Genomic DNA, 25,180 nt, shown 5'->3' on the forward strand with positions numbered 1-25,180 from the left:
AGTCGGGCATGCCCGCCCCTGTACCCCACTCTATCCGGCGGGGGGGGGGGGGCGGGCGGGGGGCCGGGGGGCGCGGTGGGGCTCCTGGTTTCGGTTTACGGGGGGGGGGCGGGCGGGGGGGTGGCCCGCCCCCCCACCAAAAGGGGTGAACGGTCGTAACTTTCGCGCACAGACCGCGTTCGGTCGCGCTAGGAGATCAAACAGTCACGTTTCGTTGCATGTGTGGCGGCCGGTCCTCGAACCGGCCGCCGCACGGCGGGCTCACGCCGCCGCCGGCTCCCTCCGCGCCGTGCGCCGCTCGGCCGCGACCACGGGATCGAGCGCCGGTACGGCGGCCAGGAGCTGCTGCGTGTACGGGTCCCGGGGCGCCTCGTACACCTCGTCGGAGGGACCGTACTCGACGATCCGCCCCTGGCGCATCACGGCGACGCGGTCGCTGACCTGACGTACCACGGCGAGGTCGTGGGCCACGAAGACGAGCGCGAGCCCGAGTTCGCGCTGCAGTTCGCCCAGGAGGGCGACGACCTGCGCCTGGGTGGTGACGTCCAGCGCGGACACCGGCTCGTCGCAGACGATGACGCGCGGGTCGGCGGCGAGGGCCCGCGCGATGCCGATGCGCTGACGCTGGCCGCCGCTGAACTCGTGGGGATAGCGGTCGTAGTGCGCCGCGTCGAGTCCCACGCGCTCCAGCAGTTCGCGCACGCGGCCCCGGATGCGTTCCTCGTCCGTCCCCCGCTCTCGGCTTCGCTCGAGCGGGGGGACCTCCGTCCCGCGCGCCCGCAGCGGGTCGGCGATGGACTCGCCCACGCTGCGTCTGGGGTTGAGGGAGGAGACGGGGTCCTGGAAGACCATCTGCACAGCCGGGCTCACGCCGGACCGTACAGCGCCCTCGTGGCGGACCTCGCCTGACGTGGGCTCCAGAAGCCCGACCAGCATCCGCCCCAGGGTGGTCTTACCGCTGCCGCTCTCGCCCACGATGCCGAGGGTCTCGCCGCGCCGGACCGTCAGCGACACGTCGTCCACGGCGGCGAACCTCCGCCTGCCGCGGCCGAATTCACGCCGCAGCCCCCTTGCCTCGATCACGACCTCGCCGGACGCGGCGCCCCCGGGGATCCGGGGAACGTCGATACGCGGCACCGCGTCCAGCAGTTCCCGTGTGTACTGCTCGTGGGGCCCTCCCAGCACCGTGGCGACCGCGCCGTGCTCGACGGCCTTCCCGTGCCGCATGACGAGCACCTCGTCGACGCTCTCGGCGGCGACGCCCACATCGTGCGTGACCAGCAGCAGACCCATCCCGGTCTCCTCCCGCAAGGTGTGCAGCAGGTCGAGGATCTGGGCCTGGACGGTCACGTCCAGCGCGGTGGTCGGTTCGTCGGCGATCAGCAGGTCGGGCTCACAGGCGAGCGCCATCGCGATCAGGGCGCGCTGGCGCATACCGCCGCTGAACTCGTGCGGGCGCGATCTCGACCGCCGTACGGCGTCCGGGATGCCGACCCGGTCCAGCACCTCGACGGCACGTGCGCGTGCCGCACGCCGGGAGGCGCGTGTGTGCACCCGGTACACCTCGGCGATCTGGTCGCCGATCGCGTAGTAGGGGTCCAGGGACGACAGCGGGTCCTGGAAGACCATCGCGGCCCTTGCGCCGCGCAGCCGCCGCAGTTCGTCGTCGGACGCCTGCTGTACGTCGGTGCCGGCGACCCGGATCGAGCCGCCGACCCTGGCGCCGGTGCCGCGGTGCAGGCCCAGCAGGGCGGAGGCGACGGTGGACTTGCCGGAGCCGGACTCGCCGACGAGCCCCAGCGCGGCGCCCCTCGCCAGCCGGAAGGAGAGGCCGTCGACGGCGCGCAGGTCGCCGAACTCCACCGAGAGGTCCGTCACTTCGACCAGCGGCGCCGTGGCAGCCTTGGAATCGCTCACGTCAGTACCACCCGTCGGTCGGCCACCGCGTACAGCACGTCCGCGACGGCGTTGGCGATGACCACGAAGAAGCCGATGATCAGGACCATCCCGACAACCACCGGGAGGTCGACGACGTTCACCGCGTGCACCAGCTCCTGTCCGATGCCGGGCAGTCCGAACAGCGTTTCGGTGAGCACGGCGCCGCCGACGGCCGATCCGAAGTTGTTGGCGTTCAGCGCGATGACCGGGGCGAGCGCACCGCGCAGCGCGTGCCGCCCGATGACCGAGCGCTCGCCCACGCCGTAGGCCCGGAAGGTGCGGATGTGGTCCTCGGCGAGGGTCTCCAGCATGGCCGCCCTGGTCAGACGGGCGAACGAGGCGGCCTCGATCAGGGCGAGCGAGAGCCACGGCAGCAGCAGGTTCCAGGCCCACTGCTCGGGGTCGTCGGAGAAATTGACGTACTGCGGGAACGGCAGCAGTTGCAGCTCGCCGCAGACGACGATCATCAGGATGAGTCCGATGACGAAGACGGGCGTGGCCGTGCCCGCCAGGGTGATGCCGGTCAGCACCCGCTCGGTGAGCCGGCCGCGTCGCCAGGCGGAGAGCATGCCGGTGCCCACGCCCAGGACGAGCCACAGAACCATGGCGCCGGACACGAGCGACAGGCTGACCGGGAGCTTGGCCAGGATGAGCTCGGTGACCTGCTGGTCGCTCTGGTAGGAGAGGCCGAGGCAGGGTGCCGGGCAGTGCGCCACCGACGTGCCCGTCGAGTAGTCCTGGCCGGCGAAGAGGCCTTCCAGGAAGTGCCAGTAGCGCAGGTAGAGCGGATCGTCGAGCTTCAGTTGCTGAGCGACCTGGTGCACCTGTTCCGGCGAGCAGCGCGGGCCACAGGTGATCTGGGCGACGTTGCCGGGGGTGACGTAGAAGACGACGTAGATGATCACCGAGATGGCGAGCAGGGTGATGGCGGCGCCGACGGCGCGGCGCAGCACGAATCCGCCGAAGCCGCTCATGCGGTGCCCTCCTTGCCGGCCTTGGCCTCGTGCCTGCGGCCCGTGCCGACGCGCAGCCGCGAGGCCGCGCGCGGGTCGAGCGCCGTGCGCACCCCGTCGCCGAGGACGGTCAGGGCAAGGACGGTGACGAACAGCGCGCCGGCCGGCAGCAGCAGGTACTGCGGCGCCGCCTGGTACCAGACGTCGGCGGCGGTGAGCATCTGTCCCCAGGACGGCGTCGGCGGTTTCACGCCCACGCCCAGGAAGGACAGGGCGGCCTCGACCGAGATGTTCATGGGGACGAGCAGCGCCGCGTACGTGATGACGGGCGCCGCGAGACCGGGCAGCAGCTCTCTGCGCGCGATCCGCCAGGTGCTCCAGCCGCTGAGCCGGGCGGCGGAGACATAGTCGAGCCCCTTCAGGGTGAGCGTCTGTGCGCGCACGATCTTCGCGATGTTGCCCCAGGCGATCAGGCCGATGACGAGGGTGACCAGGACGGGGCGCGGGAAGCTCGACGGCACGATGGCGAGCAGCGCCAGTGACATGATCATCAGTGGCATGGCGACGATGATGTCGGTGGCCCGGCTCAACAGTTGATCGACCCATCGGCTGCCCAGCGCGGAGGCGACACCGACCGCGACCCCGATGACGACCTGCACGACGGTGGCCGAGAGCGCAACGCCGAGCGACACCCGGGCCCCGTACAAGAGCCGCGCGAACAGGTCGCGTCCGGTCTGCGGTTCGACACCCAGCCAGTGGTCGCCGCTCATGCCGCCGAACGGCCCGACGGGCACGCCGCCGCGCGCCGAGTCGATGAGCGTCGGGTGGTACGTGGTCGGGTCCTGGCCCTCGATCGCGGTGAGCAGCGGCGCGGCGAGCGCGACCAGGACGAGCAGCGCGACGACGGCCGCCGCGACGAGGGCGGCGCGCTGCGCCCGCAGCCGTCGCCAGAACGGACGAGCCCCCGACGCCCCCGGGACGGGTGTGTCCGTCCCGGGGGCATGGGAGGCGACAAGTGCCTCGCTCACGGCGCTACTTCACCGCGACCTGGGAGATGTCCAGAACGCCGGTCCAGTCGCTGATCACGATGTTCCTGACGTCCTTGCCGTACAGACGCTTGTAGACCGGGTGGAACAGCGGCACGGTCAGGGCCTGCTCGCCGATCTTCTTGTCCAGTGCGCCCCAGCGCTCGGCAGCAGCGTCGAGATCCGTCAACTTGTTGATCGCGTCGATCTCGGCATTGACGGACGTGTCGTTCAGCAGGCCCGTGTTGAAGTTCGCGCCGTCCTTGACGATCTGCCGGCCGTCGAAGATCGGGGCGAGGAAGGGGCCGCCGGACGGCCAGTCGGCGCCCCAGTGCGCGAGGAAGAAGCCGGGCTCGGTCCTGACGCTGTGGATCTTGTCCTTGTAGTCGTTGTTCTCCAGGCCTTGGAGTTTGACCGTGATGCCGGCCTTCTTCAGGGCGTCCTGGATGGCGGTGGCGATCTCCGGGCTGGTCTCGAAGTTCTTGTCGTTGGAATGCGTGAGCGTGATCGTGAGCCCGTTCTGGTAACCGGCCTCCTTCAGCAGCTCCTTCGCCTTCTCCGGGTTGCCCGTGCTGCCCGCCGGGAAGAGGTCGTAGGGCGTGTAGCCGAAGGACTTCTGGTCGGGCAGGAAGGTGGTCGCGGGCTCGGCCAGGGAGGAGCCTCCGGCCGCGTTGACGACCGAGGAACGGTCGATGGCGTACGAGATAGCCTGCCGCACCTTGACGTTGTCGAACGGCTTGACCGTCGGGTTGAACGCGATGTAGTTCGTGTAGCCGAAGTGGCCGGTGCCGACGCGCGAGGCCAGCTCCTTGTCGCCCGTGACCTTGGCGAGTTCGGCCGGGCCGAGGTTGGTGTCCGTGGTGACCGCGGCCGCGTCCGCACCCTGGGACGCGGACAGCCGCTGGTTGATCACGGAGGAGTCGAGGCCCGAGCGCACGTCGATCTTGTCCGGGTACGCCTTGCGCTCGGCGTCCGTCGCGGCCGACCAGTACGTGTTGCGCTCCAGGACGAGCCGCTCACCGTCGTTCTGGTTCTCGACGATCTTGTACGGGCCGGACGAGACCGGGTGCTCCTCGTACTTCGTGCCGGTGTCCCTGGCCTTCGGGACGGGCGTGAACTGCGTCTGCGTGGCCAGGTAAGGGAACTCGCCCTCGGGCTTGTTCAGGTGGAAGACGATGGTTCGCTCGTCCGGGGTCTCGATCGCCGAGAGGCCCTTTTTGTCCTTGTACGGACCCTGGTAGTCCGCCGCGCCGACGAGCCAGTCCCTCAGGTAGGGGGCGCCGCCGGAGAGTTCGGGGGCGAAGGAGCGCTCGATGCCGTACTTGATGTCGGCCGAGGTGATCGGGGTGCCGTCCTCGTACTTGAGGCCCTTCTTCAGGGTGTACGTCCACACGGTCGCGTTCTCGCTCGGGCGCCCGGTGTCGGTGGCGAGGTCCGGGACCACCTTGGCGCCGGCCGCGCCGTTCTCGCGGTTGCGCGTGGTGAGTGTGCGGAAGACCAGGGAGGGCACGTTGCCGCCGCCGGAGGTGTACAGGCGCGCGGGGTCGAAATCCTGCTGAGGGTCGGAGTTCAGGACGGTCAGCGTGCCGCCCTTGTGCGGCGTGGAGTCGCCTCCGGAAGCCTTGACACCGTTGTCCTTCGGCCCGCAGGCGGAAGCACCCGCTGCCACGACCAGGCTGACGGACACCGCTGCCACGCGGCGCGCTATGACGGACGGTTGACGCATCGGAATGACGACCTCTCGAGGCGGTCTCGAATGACGAGACGGATTGACGAGGAGTGAGACGAAACGGGGCAGACGTCAGCCTCGGCGTCGAGTCGTCGAGAGCCGTGAACCGGTCAGCGATGCCAACGGGTCACGAAGAGGGTGAAGGTCGCGACGCGAACGCCTGGGGCGGGCGTCAGCGACAGAGGATGTCGGCCACGCAGAGCGAGGTCACACCGATGAGCGCCAGCTCGATGGCGGCGCGTGCGGAGGCGTGACGGGGCGACATGGGCAGAAATCCTGAACGAACTTTCTGCCCATGTCAATGTGACGAGAGCTCAGCCCGTCAACTCCCGGGATAGGGCCAGGGGTTGGGCAGACAGTGGATTCCGTCGTGGTCGAGGAATTTCGTCTGCTGCTGCATGACCGGGGCCAGTTCGCCGTCCTTGTCGCAGGTGACGTGACCGTGGCCGAGGCGGTGGCCGACCTCGTGGTTGATCAGCATCTGACGGTAGGCGTGAATCTTGTCACCGTACGTGGTCGAGCCCTGTGCCCAGCGGTAGGCGTTGATCATCACACGCTCGGTGGAGGCCGAGTCGCACGAGACGTTGTCCTCGGTCGTGTCGAGTCCGGACTTCTCGCACCAGGCGGCGGTGGTGCCGGGGCTGGCGAGCGTGATCACGAAGTCGGGCTTGCCGGAGTAGATGCGCTCGAAGGTGCGGGCGCCGTTGTGGGCCCAGCTGCGGTCGTCGTTGAGGGTTTTCTGCACGGCCTGCGCGAAGAGCTCGCCGTCGAGGCCGAGTCCCTGTTCCACGTCCACGCGGTAGGTGTACTTCCGTCCCGTGCCGGGTGCCTTGTCGAAGCCGGGGACGGCTGAGAATTTCCCCGAGCCCTTCAGCGTGGCGCTGAGCGGATACGTCTTGTCCATCGCCTGCTCGTACGTCAGCGGCGCCGCGCTCGGCGAGGTGGAGGGGGTCGGGCGGCCGCCGCCGCGGGTGGCAGGGCCGTGGGTGTCACGGGCCTGGCCGGTGGCGGACTCCGACCGGACCGTGGCTTTGCCCTGTCCGCCGACGACCTGGCCGGCGACGACGACCGCGAGCACGGTGGTGACGGCGGCGGCCGCGATCCCGGTGAACGTACGGCCCTTGCCGCTTGTCTTGCGCACCGCCTCGTCGGCCTCGGGCTCGGGCCCGCCTTCGGTCCCGTGCTCCGTCTCGGCGTCGCGGTCGCCGGTGAGAGGAGGGGCGTGGACGGCGGCGCCGGTGCGGCGGGGCGCGAAGACGTCGTCGTCCTCGTCGAAGGCGTCGAGGTAGTCCTGACGGGGGCCCCGCTGACGGGGTATTCGGGGCATGGCCGGCACGGCCTGGGACGCCCCCACGGGCACGGCGGCGCCCATCGACTCGCCCCAGCCACCACCGGCTTCGGGCTGCTGGGGGTGACCGCCGCGGACCCGGGGGGTGCCGTGGGCGGGGGTGCCGTCGGAAGGACGGGGCACGCCATGAGCGGGCGTGCCGTCGGCGAAACGGGGCATGCCGTGCGCCGGGGTCCCGTCCCCGAAACGCGGGACGCCGCGTGCCGGGGTCCCGTCCCCGAAACGCGGAACGCCCTGCGCCGGAGCCCCACCGGCAAAACGGGGCATCCCATGGGCGGGCGTGGCGTCGGGAAAGCCTGGCACCCCATGCGCCGGCGTACCGTCCGAAAAGCGCGGTACGCCACGTGCCGGCGTCCCGTCGGCCACACGCGGCACGCCACGTGCCGGAGTACCGTCCGCAAATCGCGGCACGCCACGTGCCGGAGTACCGTCCGGGAAACGCGCCGTGCCAGACACGGGAGAACCGCCCGGGAAACGCGGCACGCCACGAGCAGGAGTGCCGTCCGCAAAACGCGGCGCACCCCCCGCCGGAGTCCCCTCCGCAAAACGTGGGACGCCCCGCGCGGGCGTCCCGTCGGTCTGGTGTGGGACCCCCCTGGGCGGCGTGCCGCTCGGCGGGCGCCGGTGGTCGGTGGGTATGCCCGGAGGAACCGCCCCGGATGCCTGCACTCCAGGCGACGACGGGTCGGCCGGAGCCACCGGGCGGCGCGGCAGCGTGGCGCCGGAGGCCGCGGCGCGGAGCGCCGCCGTGTCCGCCTTCGATATGTCCGGCACCGCGCCTGTGTCGGTGTTCTTCCTGTCGCCCCGCCCCTTGCGGCTGTGACGTCCCACGCCGCGCCTCAGCTCCCCGCGCCCACGCCGCCGGACTCGCCATTCGCCGCGCCGCTCCCACGCAGGGGCTTCCCCCTTCGGTTGGCTCCAACGCCGTCGGCGACGTGCCCCATGCCGGACAACTCGCCTGCGTCCACGAGTAGTTCGCGGAACGCCGCGGCCACCACGTCCGGGTACTCCATCATCGCGACGTGCCCCGCATCGGGCAGGGCGACCAGCCTGGAGTCGCGGTAGGTGCGCGCCGCCCGCTGGGCCATGCGGAACGACACCAGCTGGTCCCGGCCTCCGTACACCAGGAGCGTCGGTGCGAGGACCCGCTCCGCCTGGCGCCACAGCCCGTGCTGCCCGCCCAGTGTGTAGGCGTCCACGATCCCGCGCGCCGAGCGTGCCATCGCGTCCCAGAAGTACGGCAGTTGAAGCCGTCGCTCCATCTCCTCGACCGCGTTGCGGAAACCTTCCGGCGTGACACGCCCGGGATCGCCGTAGCACAACGCCATCACTCCACGGACGCGCTGCTCGGCGGTCCAGCCCTTCGTGTACCGGGTGAACAGGGCGGCGACGCCGGGCAGCGCGAGCAGGCCCGTCGGGATCGCGCCGCGCTGCACGAAGATCTCCGGGAGCGCGGGCGAGACGAGTGTGAGCGTACGGACGAGATCGGGGCGTACCGCAGCCACGCGCGTTGCGATGGCGCCGCCCATCGAGTTGCCGAACAGATGGACCGGCCCGCGCCCGGCCGCGTCGAGATAGCGGATGACCGCGCGCGCGTGCCCGGTGATGGAGTAGTTGCCGTCGTCCGGCGGCGGCGAGTCGCCGAAGCCCGGCAGATCGAGGGCCTCGCCGTCGACGTGCCCGTCGAGCAGTGCCATCAGCACCGACCAGTTCTGGGAGGAACCGCCGAGTCCATGGACGTACAACGCGGGTGGCAGGCCGTCATGCTCCGGCGACCGCGACCGCGACCGCACCGTCAGCGTGACACCCGGCAGTCCCACCGACCTGAGCCGTTCGCCTTCCCCGACCCTGACGGGCGCCGTCTTCGGAAGCACATGTGTGGCCGGCGGAACGGACGGCAGCTCGGTCGAAGACATGCGGCAATGTTACGAGACGATCACGCAGTGGTTCGTGTGTTCGCCGTCACAGACGGAGACGGCAGGACAAGAGGACACGGCAGGAGGACACGGCAATGCGTCTTCCTCACCACACATAGCGTCCCGATGGCGTGTCTCCTAGGCTCATAGCAGGGCACCCGCAAGTGGCCCCTGCCTCTTCAGGGATTCCAGGAGTTCTCGGTAGGAAGGGAGCCCACCATGGCCGTAGACCCCACTGATCCCGAAACGTTCGAGGACGCGGGCATCGACGAAGTCGAGCTCGACGTGGAGGCCCCGGCGAACGACGCCGCGGAACAGCTCGCGGCACTCGCGCCGGAGCGGGACGAACCCTTCACCGAGGAGGACATCCTGCGCGCCAACGAGGCGGATCTCGTGGAGCAGGCACGCGTCGTCACCCTCGACGAGGACGACTATCGGTGAGCGCCGGCACGGTACGAGATCGGTGAGGTACGAGGACGATCAGGTCAGGCAAGACCATCACATCGGGTAAGAGGACGAGCGCGCAAGGTGAGAGGCCAGGCGCCGACGCCCCGTACCGGGGCGCCCATCCGCCCGCCCTGCCCCCGTTTGACGCGCTCCGCGCGGCTTCCGTCACTGTCCGGTCCGTGAAATTCTGCGCTCGCACCGCGCACAGCAGGGTTACCGAAAAGTACGATGGCCGCGCGGCGCACACCGCATGTGGACGATATTGGGAGGCGGCGTGACAGCCATCGAGCAGACAGAGGCGGCACGCCCGCGGGGCACTCGCCTGCCGCGTCGTGCCCGACGCAACCAGCTGCTGGGCGCCGCGCAGGAAGTCTTCGTGGCACAGGGCTACCACGCGGCCGCGATGGACGACATCGCCGAGCGCGCAGGCGTCAGCAAACCGGTGCTCTACCAGCACTTCCCGGGCAAGCTCGACCTCTACCTGGCGCTGCTGGACCAGCACTGCGACGCCCTGCTGCAGGCCGTACGGAACGCCCTCGCGTCGACGACCGACAACAAGCAGCGCGTACGGGCCACGATGGACGCGTACTTCGCGTACGTGGAGGACGACGGCGGGGCCTTCCGGCTGGTCTTCGAGTCGGACCTGACGAACGAGCCCGCCGTGCGCGAGCGTGTCGACAAGGTCACGAACGAGTGCGCGGAGGCGATCTGCGACGTCATCGCCGAGGACACCGGCCTGTCGCGGGCCGAGTCGATGCTGCTGGCCTCGGGTCTCGGCGGCCTCGCCCAGGTCGTGGCGCGCTCCTGGCTGCACAGTGACCGCAGCGTGCCGCGCGACCAGGCGGTCCAGCTGCTGACCTCGCTGGCGTGGCGGGGCATTGCGGGTTTCCCGCTGCACGGCAACGAACAACACCACTGAGAACAGCGACGACCCGAGCCGTACGGCGCCACCAGGTGGGGCCGTACGGCGGATTTGTTCCCGTCGGCTGTTCGCTCCTGGCGTGCTGGAGCGGAGCGTGTACCTCCCCTCACCGGGCTAATGTGTGCAGGTACGGCGCGGACGGCCGCGCACATCACTGACCGTCGGAGGGACAAAGCCGTGGAGGTCAAGATCGGCGTGCAGCACGCGCCCCGCGAGATCGTTCTGGAGAGCGGTCAGAGTGCCGAGGAGGTCGAGCGCGTCGTGGCCGAGGCGCTGGCCGGCAAGTCGCAGCTGCTGAGCCTCGTGGACGAGCACGGCCGCAAGCTCCTGGTCCCGGCCGACCGTCTCGCGTACGTGGAGATCGGCGAGCCCGCCCCGCGCAAGGTGGGCTTCGGCACGCTGTAGTTCCGGACGGAGCTGTAGTTCCGGACCGAGCGGAAAGGGGCCCGGTGGCATACGCCGCCGGGCCCCTTTTCTCTGCTCCGCCCCAGTGTGTCCCTCGTACGGCGTGTCCCTCGTACGGCGCGCACCGACGGAGCACATCTCCCGCACAGAGGAGGATTGTGCTCCGCACGCCGGGGGTAGGACGGGCTACGACCGATTTGCCCAGGCAGCAGCCGTGCGGGAGGGAACCTCGTCATGGTCTTGGAAGCGCTCGGCTCCGCCGTCCTCGGGCTCGCCCTGGCATGGGTGGCCGCCCTCCGACTGCCGCACCGGTTGCCGGCCCGCGCCCTGGTGCTGTCGACGGGCGTGGCAGGGGCCCTTTTCGGTGCGTTCGTGACGCACAGCGCGGTGGGCTCGGCGAGTGTGCTGGCGGTCCTCGCCGGTGCGCTGGTCGTGTCCGCGGCCTCGTTGTCCCTGCTGCTGAGGCCCGCGGAAAGATTTCGCCGCCGGTCGGCGACGGCCTGAGGCCGGACGCCGGGCACAACGACGCCCGGGGCGCATCTGACGAGAGGCCGCGACGGCAACGGCGGCGACTCGGACGACGACCGCAGTGGCCGCGGTGGCCGCTGCGGCGGCCGTAGTGAGCCGGCGGGACAGCGGTCGGCTCCTGGTCACCCGGGCCGGTGTGACCGCATGGCGTGAGCGGACGGGGCAGGTGACCGGCCGACCGGAGTGTCACGCGCTGCCACGCGGCCGTCGGCACGACGTCACGACGTACAGCGGATGGACGTACAGCGGCGGGCCGGTGCGGTAAGGCGTGTGCGGCCCCGGTGACCATCCGGCGGCCCCGGCGACCGCCTGGCCACCTGACTCCGCTCGGCCACCCGGCCCCATCAGGCACCTTGGCCGCCCGGCCGCGACGATCCGGCAGCCAGCCCCAGGGCCGCCATCCGCACTGCCACACGGCAACTACCACGACATCACGACGGACGACGGCCGGTGCTGTACGGCGTATACGGCCCCCGGTGACCATCCGGCGGACTCGGCGACCACCTGGCCTCTGGCGGCACGACTTCATCAGCCGCGTGGCCGCCCTGGCCCCATCTGGCCGCCAGGCCCCACCTGGCCGCCAGGCCCCGCCTGACACCACCTGGCCCGTCTGGCCGCTCGGCCGCCTGGCCACCGGGCTGCCCGGCCGTCACCGCCTGGCCACCGGGCTGCCCGGCCGCCGGGACGCCCGGCCACCGACCGCCGCGACGATCAGGCAGCCAGCCCCAGGGCCGCCATCCGCTTCGTGTGCGCCTCGGTGATCCGCGAGAACATCCTGCCGACTTCGGCGAGGTCGAAGCCGTCCGCGACGCCGCCGACCAGCATCGTCGACAGCGCATCCCGCTCGGCGACCACGCGCTGCGACTGCGACAGGGCCTCACCCATCAGCCGCCGCGCCCACAGCGCGAGCCGCCCGCCCACGCGCGGGTCGGCGTCGATCGCGGCGCGCACCTTCTCGACGGCGAAGCTGGCGTGCCCGGTGTCGTCGAGCACGGCGAGCACGAGCCCGCGCGTGTCGGCGTCGAGCCGGGCCGCGACCTCGCGGTAGAAGTCACTGGCGATCGAGTCGCCCACATACGCCTTGACGAGCCCCTCCAGCCAGTCCGAGGGCGCCGTCTGCTTGTGGAAGCTGTCGTAGGCCGCGACGAACGGCTCCATCGCCTCCGTCGGCGCGACGCCGATCTCGGTGAGCCGGTCCCTGATCCGCTCGAAGTGGTGGAACTCGGCGGACGCCATCTTCGCCAGCTCCGCCTTGTCCGTGAGCGTGGGGGCGAGCTTCGCGTCCTCCGCCAGCCGTTCGAACGCCGCCAGCTCCCCGTACGCGAGCGCGCCGAGCAGGTCCACGACCGCGGCGCGGTACTGGGGTTCGACGGAGGCCGTCGCCCACTCCTGGGCGGCGACCGAGGTGGGTTCGGCGGATGCGTCGGGGGCGTTGTCAGGCGTCGTCATGAAGCGCACAATAGCCCGCTCACCGGCCCACGGAAGTCCCTGGTCAATCAGTGTGACGACGACTACGTGACCGAATCGGCCATCGCGTGTGCGCGTTTCCGGGGTATGGTGGTAATGCGCCTGCTGAGTACTTGGTCGTATCTCGACAGGCCGCATGCATGAGGATGCCCGGTCGGTGGCCCGATCGGCTCCGACCCGACAGCCCTCCTCGTCCGTACGGCACTGTGCGTACGACATCCGGAGGGACCCCTCAGCGGTACGAGCGCTGGAGCGTCGGCGTGGTCCCGTGCCACAGGCCCGTCCCCCAAGCAGGCCGACGCTTTCCGCACGGTCACGACCCCCGCGCTCGCCTCGCATCGCGCACACAGAAGAGGCAGCACCCTGACTACGACTTTCCGAGAACTCGGGATCCTTCCCGAGACCGCCGAAGCGCTGGAAGCCGTCGGCATCATCACCCCCTTCCCCATCCAGGAGATGACGCTCCCCGTAGCCCTCTCGGGCACGGACGTCATCGGTCAGGCCAAGACCGGCACCGGCAAGACGCTGGGCTTCGGCCTCCCGCTCCTCGAGCGAGTCACCGTCCCGGTCGACGTCGAGGCGGGCCGCGCCAGGCCCGAGGCCCTCACCGACGCCCCGCAGGCACTCGTGGTCGTCCCCACGCGCGAGCTGTGCACGCAGGTCACCAACGACCTGCTGACCGCGGGCAAGGTGCGCAACGTACGCGTCACGGCGATCTACGGCGGCCGGGCGTACGAGCCCCAGGTCGAGGCCTTGAAGAACGGCGTCGACGTGGTCGTCGGCACCCCGGGCCGACTGCTCGACCTGGCCGGCCAGAAGAAGCTGAACCTCAAGCACGTGAAGTGCCTGGTCCTCGACGAGGCCGACGAGATGCTCGACCTGGGCTTCCTGCCCGACGTCGAGAAGATCATCGACATGCTGCCGGCGAAGCGCCAGACCATGCTGTTCTCGGCGACCATGCCGGGTGCCGTCATCGGACTGGCCCGCCGCTACATGTCGCAGCCGACGCACATCCGGGCGACGGCGCCGGACGACCAGGGCGCGACGGTCGCGAACATCAAGCAGTTCGTCTACCGCGCCCACTCGCTCGACAAGCCGGAGATGGTCGCGCGCATGCTGCAGGCCGAGGGCCGCGGGCTGGCGATGATCTTCTGCCGTACGAAGCGGACGGCGGCCGACATCGCCGAGCAGCTCCAGCGGCGCGGTTTCGCGTCCGGCTCGGTCCACGGCGACCTGGGCCAGGGCGCCCGTGAGCAGGCCCTGCGGGCCTTCCGCAACGGCAAGGTGGACGTGCTCGTCTGCACGGACGTGGCCGCGCGCGGCATCGACGTCGAGGGTGTCACCCACGTCGTCAACTACCAGTCCCCCGAGGACGAGAAGACGTATCTGCACCGCATCGGCCGCACGGGCCGGGCGGGCGCGTCGGGTACGGCGATCACGTTCGTCGACTGGGACGACATCCCCCGCTGGCAGCTGATCAACAAGGCGCTGGAGCTGGACTTCCACGACCCGGTGGAGACGTACTCCACGTCCCCGCACCTCTTCTCCGACCTCGGTATCCCCGAGGGCACGAAGGGTGTCCTGCCGCGCTCGGAGCGCACGCGCGCCGGGCTCGCGGCGGAGGAGCTGGAGGACCTCGGCGAGACGGGCGGCCGGGGGCCGCGCGGACGCCGCTCCTCGGGGCCGTCCGCGGAGCGTGAGCGTCCGGCGCGTACGCCGCGGCGCCGGCGTCGTACGCGAAGCGGGGCGCCGCTGGAGGCGGTGGAGACGCCGACCGCCACGGACACCCCGGAGACCACCGCCGAGGCCGTGGAGTCGCGCACGCCGCGCCGCCGTCGCCGCACGCGCGGCGGGCTGCCCAACGAGCCGGTCGCCACTGTGACAGAGATCACGCAGGCCGCGGAGGTCGCGGAGGCTGCCGTGGACACCGTCGAGGCGGTGGAGACCAAGCCGCGCCGTCGCCGGACCCGCAAGACCGCGGAGACGGCTCCGGCTGCCGCGGAAGTCCCGGCTGCCGCGGAGGTCCCGGCTGCCGCGGAGGTCCCGGCTGCCGCCGAGTCTGCCGTGGACGTCGCGGAAGCCACGGGGACCAAGCCGCGCCGCCGCACCCGCAAGACCGCGGAAGCCATGGTCGAGACCGTGGTCGAGACGGCTGCCGAGGTCGTGGCCGAGGCTCCGGCCAAGCCGCGCCGCCGCACCCGCAAGACCGCGGAGGCCACGGTCGAGACCGCTGCCGCCGCCGAAGCCGCCGAAGCCGCCGTGGACACCGCGGAGGCCACAGAGGCCAAGCCGCGCCGCCGCACCCGCAAGACCGCGGAAGCGACCCCCGCTGCCGAGGCCGCCGCGGACACCGCCGAAGCCATAGAGGCCAAGCCGCGCCGCCGCACCCGCAAGGCCGTGGCCGCCGAAGCTGCGATTCCCGCGCAGGTCGCCGACGAGCCCGAGGTCAAGCCTCGGCGGCGTACCCGCAAGGCAGTGGCCGTAGAGGCGGAGATTCCGGCGCAGGCGGACGAGGCTCCGGCCAAGCCGCGCCGGCGCACCCGCAAGGCCGCGGAGCCTGCCGAAGGCTGATGCGACGGTCGTTCGATGGCCCGTTTCCACGCGTCGTGGAGACGGGCCATCGGCGTTCCTGCGGATCCGTACACCGGGATGTCACCCGACCCCACCCGCGCCCGGCCCCAACCGCCCGGTAACCTCACCCCATGAGCCGTCCCCCGAGCTTCACCCCGCCCCCCGGTATCCGTGCGTACCGGCTCGGTACGGAGCGCGGGGAGTTCGCCGTGCTCGAGGCCGACGCGACGACGCCCCAGGTGAAGGGGACCGTCCTTCTGATGCCCGGGTACACCGGGAGCAAGGAGGACTTCATCCTGCTGCAGCCGCTGCTCGCGGCGGCGGGATACCGGACCGTGGCCGTCGACGGACGGGGTCAGTTCGAATCCCCCGGGCCCCGCGACGACAAGGCCCCGTACGCACAGGGCGAGTTGGCGCGGGACGTCATCGCGCAGGCGCACACCGTCGGCGCGCCCGTGCATCTCCTCGGGCACTCCTTCGGCGGTCATATCGCCCGCGCGGCCGTTCTCCTGGACGCCGCCCCGTTCGTCTCGCTCACGCTCATGGCATCCGGCCCGGCCCAGATCTCCGTCCCTCAGCAGCAGCGCGTCAAACTGCTGCGCGACGCGCTCGCCGTCATGGACATGGCCCAGGTCTGGGACGCCATCCAGGCCATGGATCCGCCGGAGGACGCCGACGCCGGGGACCTCGACGAGGGGCTCTCCGACGGGGACGACCTGCGCCGCCGCTGGCTGGGCAACAGCCCCGCCCAGCTCGTCACCACGGGGCGGCAGCTGTGCGAGGAACCCGACCGCGTGGCCGAACTGGCCTCGGTCGGCCTGCCCGTGCACGTGCTGTCCGGCTACCGCGACGACACCTGGCCCGTCCCGCTGCTGGACGACATGGCGACCCGGCTGGGCGCCGAACGTACCGTCGTGCCGAACGCCGAGCACTCCCCCAACACGGACCAGCCCGAAGTGACGGCCCGCGCCCTCGCCGCGTTCTGGGACCGGCTCCCCCGGACGGCCTAGTACTGCCCCTGCAGGTGCTCCCAGAAGCCGTCCCGCAGCGCACGCCGCAGGTCCGACTGGCCTCGGAGCGAGTACTGCAGCATGCCCTCGGCCTCCACCAGCAGGTCCTGGTCGACGGAGCCGGGCAGATAGGGGTGGCCGGGCAGCAGCTCCACCAGCGCCTCCCGGCCCCGCGCCGAAAGCCACTTCGCCGCGATCTGCGCGCCCACGAAGCGGACGTCCTCGCGGGTGGGACGGGCCGCCGCCGACGCTTCGTACGTCGCGGCCGTCCGCCGGGTCACGTACGGCTTGAAGAACTCGAGTTCGAGGGTGCGCTGGCTGTCGACCTCCCACAGCAGCGGTTCCGCCTGGTTGCGGGCCTCGGGGGCCTCGATGCCCCACAGGTGCACGCGCGCCCCGTACCCCTGCGCCGCCTCGACCGCCGACACCAGGTCCTCGTCGCCGCCGATGAGCGCCGCGTCGCTGATGGCACGGTGCCGGGCCAGTGACTCCAGGTCGGATCTGATGAGCGAATCGACGCCTTTCTGCTGGTTGTTGGCGTTGAGGTTGCCGAGCCGCACCTTCACGTCCGGGAGTTCGGCGATGGACTGCTGCTCCGCCGTGTGGATGCGACGCCGCGCGCCGTCGTACCAGTACACGCGCAGCAGCCGGCTGTCGGCGAAGATCGAGCGCGCCTTGTCGATGAGCGCCTCGATGAGCCCCTCGGCGTCGAGGTCGAAGGCCCGGCGGTCCTCGGTACCGGCGACGAGCCGCCCCGCGGCCGCGTACAGATAGCCGGCGTCGACGAAGATCGCATGGGTCGAGGGCGTCTTCGCCACCTCGGCGAGCATGCGCTGGAGCAACTCGTTCGTACGGTCGATGCGGGCGCCGAGCGCCGCCAGGTTGTCGTTCATATGCCTCCATTGTCCCGGCGGTCACGCTGCGAACACAACTGGTCCCAATCAGTGCACCATGAACACAATCAGCATCCGCCCCAACACCCTACCGGTGAGTAATTAGCGACTCGAAAAATTTCCTTAGCGTAGGGAATGTTTGTAACAAGCATCCCGTTGACTACCGGTGGAGGGGGGCACCGACGCCTCGCGTTCCACTCATCAGTAGTTCTCCTCAGGAGGATGACCAGACGAAGGGAGAAGCCTTATGCGCTTCGAAATCCTGCGACTCGACGACGTCGACGGTACGCCCGTGGACACCACCGTCGTGGACGCCGCCTCCGTCAAGCAGATCGTTCAGCAAGCCGCCGCCATCGGGCAGCGTCTCTGGATCCGCCCGGCCGACTCGTCCGCCTCGTAACGCGTAACGCGCAACCCGTTACTCGTCAACGGTCACGCAGGCGTACCGAAGATTTCGGAGCCCCGTACGGTATCGATGCCGTACGGGGCTCCACTCATCGAACGGGGGCGTTCCCGGCGCTCAGTTTGCGTGGACGACCTGGAGAACCCCGTTGATGATCTGCTGCACGGCGATCGCGGAGAGCATCATGCCAGCGAGCCGGGTCACCAGGACCACGCCGCCGTCCTTGATCACACGGATGATCAGCAGCGAGTAGCGCATGACCAGCCACAGCACGGCGTGGATCGCGAGTATCGCCGTCCACACGGAGATCTGGGTGCCCACGCTGTCGGCCTTCTGGACCGCCAGGATCACGGACACGATCGCGCCGGGACCGGCCAGCAGCGGCATGCCGAGCGGTACGAGGGCGACGTTGACGTCCTTGGTCTGCTTCGGCTCGTCCGTCTTGCCGGTCAGCAGGTCGAGGGCGATCAGCAGAAGCAGCAGTCCACCCGCGATCATCAGCGCGGGCACGGAGACATGCAGGTAGTTCAGGATCTGGTGGCCGAGCACACCGAACACCGAGATCACACCGCCGGCCACGCAGACGGCCTGGAAGGCCATCCGCTTCTGCACCTTGGCGGGGCGCCCGGCGGTGAGCGCGAGGAAGATCGGTGTGATCCCGGGCGGATCCATGATCACGAAGAGGGTGAGGAAGAGGGAACCGAAGACGGCGACGTCGAACATGAGGGCCTTGCGGAGAGGAAGTACGGACGAGCGCGCGGCAGGGAAGGGACCGCGACAGCTGGGGACGGTCGTCGCACAGGGCGGCGCGCGACGGTGGGGCACGACGGCGGACGCCGGGTGCCTCGAAGACTCAAGGAAGCCGAAGCGGGGCTAGGCGGTCCGGAGTCCGCCGGTTCCCGGCACCGGGAACGCGCCGGTGGCCCGCCGGGTGATCTCCCCGTACACCTCGGGGTCGGTGGTGTACTCCCCGAGCACGCAGGCCTTGCGGCTGCCGTGGTAGTCGGAGGCGCCGGTGACGAGGAGCCCGAGCTCGTTCGCCAGGCCGCGCAGCCGCGCCCTGGTCGCCGGGTCGTGGTCCATGTGGTCGACCTCGATGCCGTCGAGACCGGCGGCGGCGAGGTCCGCGATGGCGGACTCCGGCACGGTCCGGCCTCGCTTCGAGGCGGCCGGGTGCGCGAAGACGGTGACCCCGCCCGCGGCCTTGACCAGCCGGATCGCCTCGAACGGATCGGTCTCGTGCTTCTGGACGTATGCGCGCCCGCCGTCGGCCAGCCACTCGGGCGTGAAGGCGTCCGAAACGCTGTCCACGACGCCGAGGTCGACCAGCGCGGAGGCGATGTGGGGCCGTCCGACCGAGCCGCCGCGGGCGATGCGCGCCACCTGCTCCCAGGTGATCGCCACGCCCAGCTCCTGCAGCTTGGCGATCATGGCGTGGGCCCGCGGCACCCGGTCGTCCCGCACCAGCTCGCGCTCGGCGAGCAGGTCGGGCTCCTCGGGGTCGAAGAGGTAGGCCAGCATGTGCATGCTGATGCCCTCGTGGCGGCAGGAGAGTTCGGCGCCGGTGACGAGGGTCAGGCCCTCGGGCAGCGCGTCGATCGCCTGCGCATATCCGCGGGTGGTGTCGTGGTCGGTGAGCGCGACGACGTCCAGTCCGGCGGCACCGGCGGCCAGCATCAGCTCGGCCGGGGTGTCCGTACCGTCGGAAGCGGTGGAGTGGGTGTGCAGATCGATGCGCACGACGCGGACTCCAAGCGGTGACGGGACGGATGGGGACGCTCAAGGATAGCGGGAGTTCCGGGGTCCCTGTCACACCCGCAGCCGGGGTACGCCCCCTACGCACCGCCCTCCGTCAGGGCTCCAGCAGGCGCGGCGACAGCGCCCCGATGGGCAGCAGGTCCACCTCCGCCCCGGCGTCCCGCAGATCCGTCAGCACCAGTTCGTCGTACATCAGCATGCCCGTCTGCTCCGGCCAGACGACCGCCCACAGCCACAGACCACGCGCCTCGCCCGCAAAGACCGCGCGGTCGTCCGGGGTGCCCGAGACATGCCACAGCGGCGTGGGGCGGCCGGCGGCCAGCACCTTCGCCTGGGGCGGCTTCTCGACATCGAGGTACGGGCCGGGATCCGGACCGTCGACGCCGGCGTACCGCGCGCCGAGGCCGACCCCCAGCTCCTCGGCGACAAGGATCAGCTCCCCCACGCCGCCCAGCGGCCCGGGACCCGAGCAGGCCACAGCCGTCGCACGGCCCCCGCTGCGGTCATCACCCGCATAGGCCACACCCGTGAACAGCCAGCCGACCGGTAGCGGCCACGGCATCCACACCGGCACCTGGGCGCGGTGCACCACGACACTGAGGGCCTCGACGCTGGGCGGGATCACGGGCTGCAGCGGATGCACGGTCCCGTGCACATCGCACTGCCAGGAATCGGCAAAGAGTCCGGGAGCCCTGACCCGGCCACCACACTTCGGGCAACTGGGTTCGCCCCTCATAGGGCCCCACGGTCCTCCCCGTCCCGGGCCGCGTCAAGGACGATCACCCGTCCGGCGCGCGCCTCCCACGTCCGCTTCACCTGCCAAAACTAGATGCACCTTGCATTCATTAGCCCATCTAACTTAATATGTGTATAAGCCAACGATCTCTTCGAGGACTGCGAGGACACGCATGAGCAGCAGTACAGGAGGACCCGTCACAGGAGCCGGGGCGGACGTGTTCGACGCGGGAGCCGGCGGCATCCTGCGCCGGCCGAAGGCCGTCTGGGCGACGGCCGGCGCATCCGTCGTCGCCTTCATGGGCATCGGGCTCGTCGACCCGATCCTGCCGTCCATCGCCAAGGGCCTTCAGGCCACGCCCAGCCAGGTCTCCCTGCTCTTCACCTCGTACTTCCTGATCACCGCCGTCGCGATGCTGGTCACCGGCTTCGTCTCCAGCCGCATCGGCGGCCGCAGGACGCTGCTGCTCGGCCTCGCCTTCGTCGTGGTCTTCGCCGGACTCGCGGGCACGTCGAACTCGGTCGGCGAGCTCGTCGGCTTCCGGGCCGGCTGGGGCCTGGGCAACGCGCTGTTCGTCTCCACGGCCCTCGCCGTCATCGTCGGCGCGGCGGCCGGAGGCAGCGCCGCGGCGATCCTGCTGTACGAGTCCGCGCTCGGCCTCGGCATGGCCTGCGGCCCCCTGCTGGGCGCGCTGCTCGGCGATGCCAGCTGGCGCTACCCGTTCTTCGGCACCGCGTTCCTGATGGCGGTCGGATTCCTGTGCATCACGGCATTCCTGAAGGAGCAGCCCAAGCCCGCACGGAAGACATCACTTCTCGACCCGATCAAGGCGCTCGGCCACGGCGGCCTCGCCTCCGCGGCGGTCTCCGCGTTCTTCTACAACTACACGTTCTTCACCGTTCTGGCCTTCACGCCGTTCGTGCTGAACATGACGCCGTACAAGTCGGGCGCCGTGTTCTTCGCCTGGGGCGTGCTGCTCGCCGTCTTCTCGGTGATCGTGGCGCCGCGCATGCAGAAGCGGTTCGGCTCGCTGAAGGTGCTCGGGGGCTCGCTGGTGCTCCTGGCGGCCGATGTCGTCGTCCTCGGGTACGGCGACCACACGACCGCCATCGTCTGCACGATCCTGTCGGGCGCGTTCATCGGCGTGAACAACACCGTCTACACCGAGCTGGCCCTGGGCGTCTCGGACGCTCCGCGCCCCGTGGCCAGCGCCGGCTACAACTTCGTGCGGTGGTTCGCCGCCGCGGCCGCGCCCTACCTCGCACCGAAGATCGAGGAGTGGAGCGACATCCACATCCCGTTCGTGGTCGCGGCCGTCACCGCTTCCCTGGGCGCGCTCGTGGTCTTCGTACGGCGGAACGCGCTCACCGTCCCCCACTCTCGACTTCGCTCGAGCGGGGGGACCCCCATGGCGGAGGAACTTCAGACGCGCCACGCGTCGGAGGACAGCGTCGCCGTCTTTGCCAACTGACGGTTTTCGGCCACGGGTTGGTGAGCTTGCTCACTCCCGGTTCAGTCCAGCGGGACGGACCTGCGGGAGGGATCCCTCAGGTCCGTCCCGTTCGTCAGCCACAGCTCCTGGAGGGCCTGGGCGCCGTGCACCCGCTTCCAGGCGGCCTCGTTCGCGGTCATGGGGAGCAGCGGCAGGAACCGTACGGGGTCGAGGGGCTCGTCCAGGTCGAGGTCCTCGACCAGGCCGCCCGGCTCGGCGACCAGGACCGAGGTGAACGGGGCGCCCGGCCACAGCGCCCCGCCCACGTCCAGCGAGGCGCCGGGAGCCACGACCACGCCCTCGACCTGCGGGGACGCGCCGAGCACGGCGAGCGGGCGGAGCACCTTGTCGGTGTCGGCGATGCCGCCGCGGACGGAGAGGATCAGCTCAGCGCGCGGTCCTTTGAGGGGGTCGGCGAGCATCGCCGTGGGCTCGGTCATCGGCTGGGCGGACATCCCCAGAGTGGCGTAACGGACGACGGCGCCTTCCTGGGAGTCGTCCCGGAAGCGCAGCACCTCGATGCGGTCCGTACCGAGGAAGGTGATCGAGGCACGCGCGTCCGGTTCGCCCAGCGCGGTGCGCAACCGGGCCTCGACCAGAGGAAGAACATCAACCATGCGGCGAGCATAGAACTCGTCAGTACCGGGCAAAGCAACGCCTTGACACTTCAGTCGGCTGATACTCTTGCCCGGTGCTTCGGGGCAGCACGCAGAAGCGTCGCGATCAAGCCCCGACGCCGTGAGACTCCCCTACGGGGGATGGATCGTCCCTCACCAGGGACTGGCCGGAGGAGGTGGGGCTGTCATGGATCGAAGTCGACCGTGCAGTACCACTCGCTCTTCCGGCTGCTGATGTAGCTGCTCTGGCTCTGGCTGACTGCCACCTCTCACGTTCGCGTCATCACACGCGTCATTCGGAAGAGCACTTCGTTTCGTTTTACCTGATCTGTCTGATCTGAATCAGTAGCGAAGCCCGCCACCGCAACGGTGCGGTGCTCCCCGCTTTGTGGACGTGCCAAACATCCGCAGTCAGGACGTCCTCATTCCGGGCAGTTCCAACCGTCCTCGGCGCCTTTGCTGCTCGCTGCGAAGGAGCTTGCCATGTCGATGATCCGTGACCTCCGCGCCGCGGTCCGCCCGTCCCGTCCCGTGCCGCGCAAGGACGCCGGCGCGTACGACACCACGCGCGACCCCGCCACGCCTTCCGCCGTCGTCGACTGCGCCGTCTACCGCGACGGCGTCCGTCTCCAGACGCCGAAGCCGCTGTCCCCGCACGAGGCGATGCGGCTGGTGCGGCGCGACGGAGGGTTCGTGTGGATCGGTCTGCACGAGCCGACGGAGGCCGAATTCGCGGGTATCGCGGGCGAGTTCGGGCTGCACCCGCTGGCGGTCGAGGACGCGGTGCAGGCCCACCAGCGCCCGAAGCTGGAGCGGTACGACGACTCCCTCTTCACCGTCTTCAAGACCATCCACTACGTCGAGCACGACCAGCTCACCGCCAACAGCGAGGTCGTCGAGGCCGGTGAGGTGATGTGCTTCACCGGGCGGGACTTCTTCATCACCGTCCGGCACGGCGGGCAGGGCTCGCTGCGGGCGCTGCGCCACAGGCTGCAGGACGACCCCGAGCTGCTGGCCAAGGGCCCGTCGGCCGTGCTGCACGCCATCGCCGACCACGTCGTCGACGGCTACGTCGCGGTCGCCGACGCGGTGCAGGACGACATCGACGAGGTGGAGACGGAGGTGTTCTCGCCGGGCCGGAAGGGCACGCCGCGGGGCACGGACGCGGGCCGGATCTACCAACTCAAGCGCGAGGTGCTGGAGTTCAAGCGCGCGGTGGCGCCGCTGCTGCGGCCGATGCAGCTGCTGAGCGAGCGGCCGATGCGGCTGATCGACCCGGACATCCAGAACTACTTCCGTGACGTCGCCGACCACCTCGCCCGGGTCCACGAGCAGGTGGTGGGCTTCGACGAGCTGCTGAACTCGATCCTCCAGGCCAACCTGGCGCAGGCGTCCGTCGCGCAGAACGAGGACATGCGCAAGATCACGGCGTGGGCGGCGATCATCGCCGTGCCGACGATGGTCTGCGGGGTGTACGGCATGAACTTCTCGTACATGCCCGAACTGCACTGGAAGTACGGCTACCCGGTGATCATGGGCATCACGGTCGCCATCTGTCTGGGCATCCACCGCACGCTGAAGCGGAACGGCTGGCTGTGAGGGTGCCCTACTAGGCTGGGCGCATGACAAGCGAGCTGCTCGACCGGGCCCTCGTCGAGGAGGCCACGAAGAAGTCCGGACTGATCTGGGTCCAGGGCGGGGTCTCGGCCCTCGACGGGGACGCCCAGGGCGCCCCCGCGCGTGCGCTGTGGCATGTGTGGCACGAGGGTGCGGCGTGCGTGGTGGGCGACGGTCCCGGCGAGCAGCCGCTGCCCGGCCTGGTCGACGGCGGGGACGCGGTCGTCACGGTCCGCAGCAAGGACAAGGGCGGCCGCATCGTCGCCTGGACCGCGAAGGTGGTGGAGACGGCACCGGGGTCGCCCGAGTGGGAGGGCGCGGTCGCCGAACTGAAGGGCAAGCGGCTGAACGCGCCCGACGGGGACGAGATGCCGGAGCGGTGGCGCCGCGAGTGCCGGGTGCTGCGCCTGGAGCCGCAGGGTACGACGGCGCCGCTGCCGTCCGACTCCCAGGCCGCTCGCCCCGTCCCGACCCCGGCCACGACCCGGCGGCCGATCCCGGCGGCTTTGCCGCGTCTGCTGCGGCGCAAGCGTCGCTGACACCGCCGGCACCGCTGTGGGCAGTCGTTCCGCCCAGCGGCACGGCTGCCCGCAGCCACGACGAGCCGCGGCGGCTACGACGACGGCAGCTGCTTCCCGTAGTCCACCGTCTCCCCCTGCGGCGGTTCCGCCAGGCTGAAGTCCTTCCCCCAGTCCGACAAGCGGAGCGTCCCCGCGTTGCCGGCGCGGACCAGGCGCAGCGGATACGGGGTTCCCTCCAGGGACACGTCCAGCGTGCCGCCGGAGCCCTTGTCGCCGCTGATGCGGATCGTGCGGACGCCGTTCTCTTCGTGGTGGCCGTCCGTCGCCAGCGTGCCGTGCAGCGTGAGGAGCCCGTCCAGCAGCACGTCCTTGTCGGTGAAGCCGCTGAAGCGTTTGTAGGCCGGATCCCCCGTCGGCACCTTCACAAACTTGCCGTCGAGCTTGTTCGCAGCCGCCGAGCTCCCGCCGTCCCCCTTGCCGTCCTCGTGGTTCCAGAACGCCGCGTCGGCCTTCAGGAACAGATGCTCGCCCACCCGCAGGAGCCGGAACGTCCCGTTCTTCGAGGTGACCGAGCCGGTGCCCCCGTCGGCCTTCAGCTGCATGTCCAGGGTGTACGTGCTGCCGTTGCTGACCACGGTCCCGGCCAGCCGTACCGCCGACGCCGACTTGGCCGCCGTACGCGACCGGCTCTGGATCTTCTCGGCGGGCAGCTTCCCCACCCCGTTCGTCCCGGCGTCGGGGTCACCGCTACTGCACCCCACGAGCCCCGTCCCCGTCACGACCAGTGCGCAGATCGCGCTCACCAGTGCGGCCCTGCGGGTACGGCCCTGGGGAATTGCAGTCACAGGTGGGGCTGCCTCTCGTGCGGGGTGTCCTCGTCGGCG

25 protein-coding genes are annotated in these 25,180 nt (G+C 70.6%); 11 read left to right on the plus strand and 14 right to left on the minus strand.

The window, feature by feature from the left end; translation table 11 throughout:
• Positions 1-261: 261 nt before the first annotated feature.
• The 6 genes from ABT186_RS40145 to ABT186_RS40170 form a co-directional block, all read right to left on the minus strand.
• Positions 262-1,917, minus strand: coding sequence for a dipeptide ABC transporter ATP-binding protein (locus ABT186_RS40145; RefSeq protein WP_351235227.1), 1,656 nt, complete (start codon positions 1,915-1,917; stop codon positions 262-264).
• Positions 1,914-2,912 (minus strand): ABC transporter permease, encoded by a 999-nt coding sequence (locus ABT186_RS40150; RefSeq protein ID WP_351235229.1) that lies wholly within the window; start codon positions 2,910-2,912, stop codon positions 1,914-1,916. The genes ABT186_RS40145 and ABT186_RS40150 overlap by 4 nt, the downstream gene beginning before the upstream one ends.
• Positions 2,909-3,919: an ABC transporter permease gene (locus ABT186_RS40155; protein WP_351929296.1), complete on the minus strand. Its 1,011-nt coding sequence runs from the start codon at positions 3,917-3,919 to the stop codon at positions 2,909-2,911. The genes ABT186_RS40150 and ABT186_RS40155 overlap by 4 nt, the downstream gene beginning before the upstream one ends.
• Positions 3,920-3,923: 4 nt before the next feature.
• Positions 3,924-5,642 (minus strand): ABC transporter substrate-binding protein, encoded by a 1,719-nt coding sequence (locus ABT186_RS40160; protein ID WP_351235233.1) that lies wholly within the window; start codon positions 5,640-5,642, stop codon positions 3,924-3,926.
• Between the two features lie 175 nt (positions 5,643-5,817).
• Complete coding sequence (locus ABT186_RS40165) at positions 5,818-5,910, minus strand: Ms4533A family Cys-rich leader peptide (protein ID WP_351235235.1); 93 nt, start codon at positions 5,908-5,910, stop codon at positions 5,818-5,820.
• Positions 5,911-5,967: 57 nt separating this feature from the next.
• Positions 5,968-7,260 carry a DUF3152 domain-containing protein gene (locus ABT186_RS40170; RefSeq protein ID WP_351929298.1) on the minus strand — a complete coding sequence of 431 codons (1,293 nt, stop codon included), beginning with the start codon at positions 7,258-7,260 and terminating at the stop codon, positions 5,968-5,970.
• Between the two features lie 370 nt (positions 7,261-7,630).
• Here ABT186_RS40170 and ABT186_RS40175 point away from each other — a divergent pair, with 370 nt between their 5' ends.
• On the plus strand, positions 7,631-7,816 hold the full coding sequence (locus ABT186_RS40175) for a hypothetical protein (protein WP_351929300.1): 186 nt from the start codon (positions 7,631-7,633) through the stop codon (positions 7,814-7,816).
• Between the two features lie 16 nt (positions 7,817-7,832).
• Here the strand turns inward: ABT186_RS40175 and ABT186_RS40180 are convergent, their stop codons facing one another.
• Positions 7,833-8,909: an alpha/beta fold hydrolase gene (locus tag ABT186_RS40180; RefSeq protein WP_351929302.1), complete on the minus strand. Its 1,077-nt coding sequence runs from the start codon at positions 8,907-8,909 to the stop codon at positions 7,833-7,835.
• Between the two features lie 219 nt (positions 8,910-9,128).
• Between ABT186_RS40180 and ABT186_RS40185 the strand changes: the two genes are divergently transcribed.
• From ABT186_RS40185 to ABT186_RS40200, 4 genes are all read left to right on the plus strand, one after another.
• Positions 9,129-9,350 (plus strand): Rv3202a family protein, encoded by a 222-nt coding sequence (locus ABT186_RS40185; RefSeq protein ID WP_351235240.1) that lies wholly within the window; start codon positions 9,129-9,131, stop codon positions 9,348-9,350.
• 280 nt (positions 9,351-9,630) lie between these two features.
• On the plus strand, positions 9,631-10,275 hold the full coding sequence (locus tag ABT186_RS40190) for a TetR/AcrR family transcriptional regulator (RefSeq protein ID WP_351235241.1): 645 nt from the start codon (positions 9,631-9,633) through the stop codon (positions 10,273-10,275).
• A gap of 180 nt (positions 10,276-10,455) precedes the next feature.
• Positions 10,456-10,683, plus strand: a complete 228-nt coding sequence (locus ABT186_RS40195; protein ID WP_351235243.1) for a DUF3107 domain-containing protein — start codon at positions 10,456-10,458, stop codon at positions 10,681-10,683.
• A 234-nt stretch (positions 10,684-10,917) separates the two neighbouring features.
• A complete protein-coding gene (locus ABT186_RS40200; protein ID WP_351235245.1) occupies positions 10,918-11,187 on the plus strand; it encodes a hypothetical protein in 270 nt (89 codons plus the stop codon).
• A gap of 735 nt (positions 11,188-11,922) precedes the next feature.
• Here ABT186_RS40200 and ABT186_RS40205 read toward each other — a convergent pair.
• The gene (locus ABT186_RS40205) at positions 11,923-12,660 is read right to left on the minus strand and encodes a ferritin-like fold-containing protein (RefSeq protein ID WP_351235247.1); all 738 of its coding nucleotides are present in this window, start codon (positions 12,658-12,660) and stop codon (positions 11,923-11,925) included.
• Between the two features lie 474 nt (positions 12,661-13,134).
• Here ABT186_RS40205 and ABT186_RS40210 point away from each other — a divergent pair, with 474 nt between their 5' ends.
• Positions 13,135-15,249: a DEAD/DEAH box helicase gene (locus ABT186_RS40210; RefSeq protein WP_351929304.1), complete on the plus strand. Its 2,115-nt coding sequence runs from the start codon at positions 13,135-13,137 to the stop codon at positions 15,247-15,249.
• A gap of 131 nt (positions 15,250-15,380) precedes the next feature.
• Positions 15,381-16,259 carry an alpha/beta fold hydrolase gene (locus ABT186_RS40215; RefSeq protein ID WP_351929306.1) on the plus strand — a complete coding sequence of 293 codons (879 nt, stop codon included), beginning with the start codon at positions 15,381-15,383 and terminating at the stop codon, positions 16,257-16,259.
• Here ABT186_RS40215 and ABT186_RS40220 read toward each other — a convergent pair.
• Positions 16,256-17,152: an NYN domain-containing protein gene (locus ABT186_RS40220; RefSeq protein ID WP_351233893.1), complete on the minus strand. Its 897-nt coding sequence runs from the start codon at positions 17,150-17,152 to the stop codon at positions 16,256-16,258. The two genes, ABT186_RS40215 and ABT186_RS40220, sit on opposite strands and share 4 nt — an antisense overlap.
• 247 nt (positions 17,153-17,399) lie before the next feature.
• On the opposite strand from ABT186_RS40220, the gene ABT186_RS40225 reads away from it, so the two are divergent.
• Positions 17,400-17,552, plus strand: coding sequence for a DUF8834 family protein (locus ABT186_RS40225; protein ID WP_351233892.1), 153 nt, complete (start codon positions 17,400-17,402; stop codon positions 17,550-17,552).
• A gap of 120 nt (positions 17,553-17,672) precedes the next feature.
• On the opposite strand, the gene ABT186_RS40230 is transcribed toward ABT186_RS40225, so the two are convergent.
• From ABT186_RS40230 to ABT186_RS40240, 3 genes are all read right to left on the minus strand, one after another.
• Positions 17,673-18,278: a MarC family protein gene (locus tag ABT186_RS40230; RefSeq protein ID WP_351233890.1), complete on the minus strand. Its 606-nt coding sequence runs from the start codon at positions 18,276-18,278 to the stop codon at positions 17,673-17,675.
• Between the two features lie 150 nt (positions 18,279-18,428).
• Positions 18,429-19,295 carry a PHP domain-containing protein gene (locus tag ABT186_RS40235; protein WP_351233888.1) on the minus strand — a complete coding sequence of 289 codons (867 nt, stop codon included), beginning with the start codon at positions 19,293-19,295 and terminating at the stop codon, positions 18,429-18,431.
• 112 nt (positions 19,296-19,407) lie between these two features.
• A complete protein-coding gene (locus ABT186_RS40240) occupies positions 19,408-20,049 on the minus strand; it encodes a DUF6758 family protein (RefSeq protein ID WP_351233886.1) in 642 nt (213 codons plus the stop codon).
• A gap of 172 nt (positions 20,050-20,221) precedes the next feature.
• Between ABT186_RS40240 and ABT186_RS40245 the strand changes: the two genes are divergently transcribed.
• Positions 20,222-21,520 (plus strand): MFS transporter, encoded by a 1,299-nt coding sequence (locus ABT186_RS40245; protein WP_351929308.1) that lies wholly within the window; start codon positions 20,222-20,224, stop codon positions 21,518-21,520.
• A 41-nt stretch (positions 21,521-21,561) separates the two neighbouring features.
• Here ABT186_RS40245 and ABT186_RS40250 read toward each other — a convergent pair whose 3' ends face one another.
• On the minus strand, positions 21,562-22,158 hold the full coding sequence (locus ABT186_RS40250) for a suppressor of fused domain protein (protein ID WP_351233882.1): 597 nt from the start codon (positions 22,156-22,158) through the stop codon (positions 21,562-21,564).
• Positions 22,159-22,641: 483 nt separating this feature from the next.
• On the opposite strand from ABT186_RS40250, the gene ABT186_RS40255 reads away from it, so the two are divergent.
• On the plus strand, positions 22,642-23,757 hold the full coding sequence (locus tag ABT186_RS40255) for a magnesium and cobalt transport protein CorA (RefSeq protein ID WP_351233880.1): 1,116 nt from the start codon (positions 22,642-22,644) through the stop codon (positions 23,755-23,757).
• A gap of 23 nt (positions 23,758-23,780) precedes the next feature.
• Positions 23,781-24,314, plus strand: coding sequence for a hypothetical protein (locus ABT186_RS40260; RefSeq protein ID WP_351929310.1), 534 nt, complete (start codon positions 23,781-23,783; stop codon positions 24,312-24,314).
• Between the two features lie 74 nt (positions 24,315-24,388).
• Here ABT186_RS40260 and ABT186_RS40265 read toward each other — a convergent pair whose 3' ends face one another.
• The gene (locus ABT186_RS40265; protein WP_351233876.1) at positions 24,389-25,141 is read right to left on the minus strand and encodes a hypothetical protein; all 753 of its coding nucleotides are present in this window, start codon (positions 25,139-25,141) and stop codon (positions 24,389-24,391) included.
• Between the last annotated feature and the right edge of the window lie 39 nt (positions 25,142-25,180).

It is taken from the genome of Streptomyces sp. NPDC001634 (genome assembly GCF_040298185.1).
GTDB lineage: Bacteria > Actinomycetota > Actinomycetes > Streptomycetales > Streptomycetaceae > Streptomyces.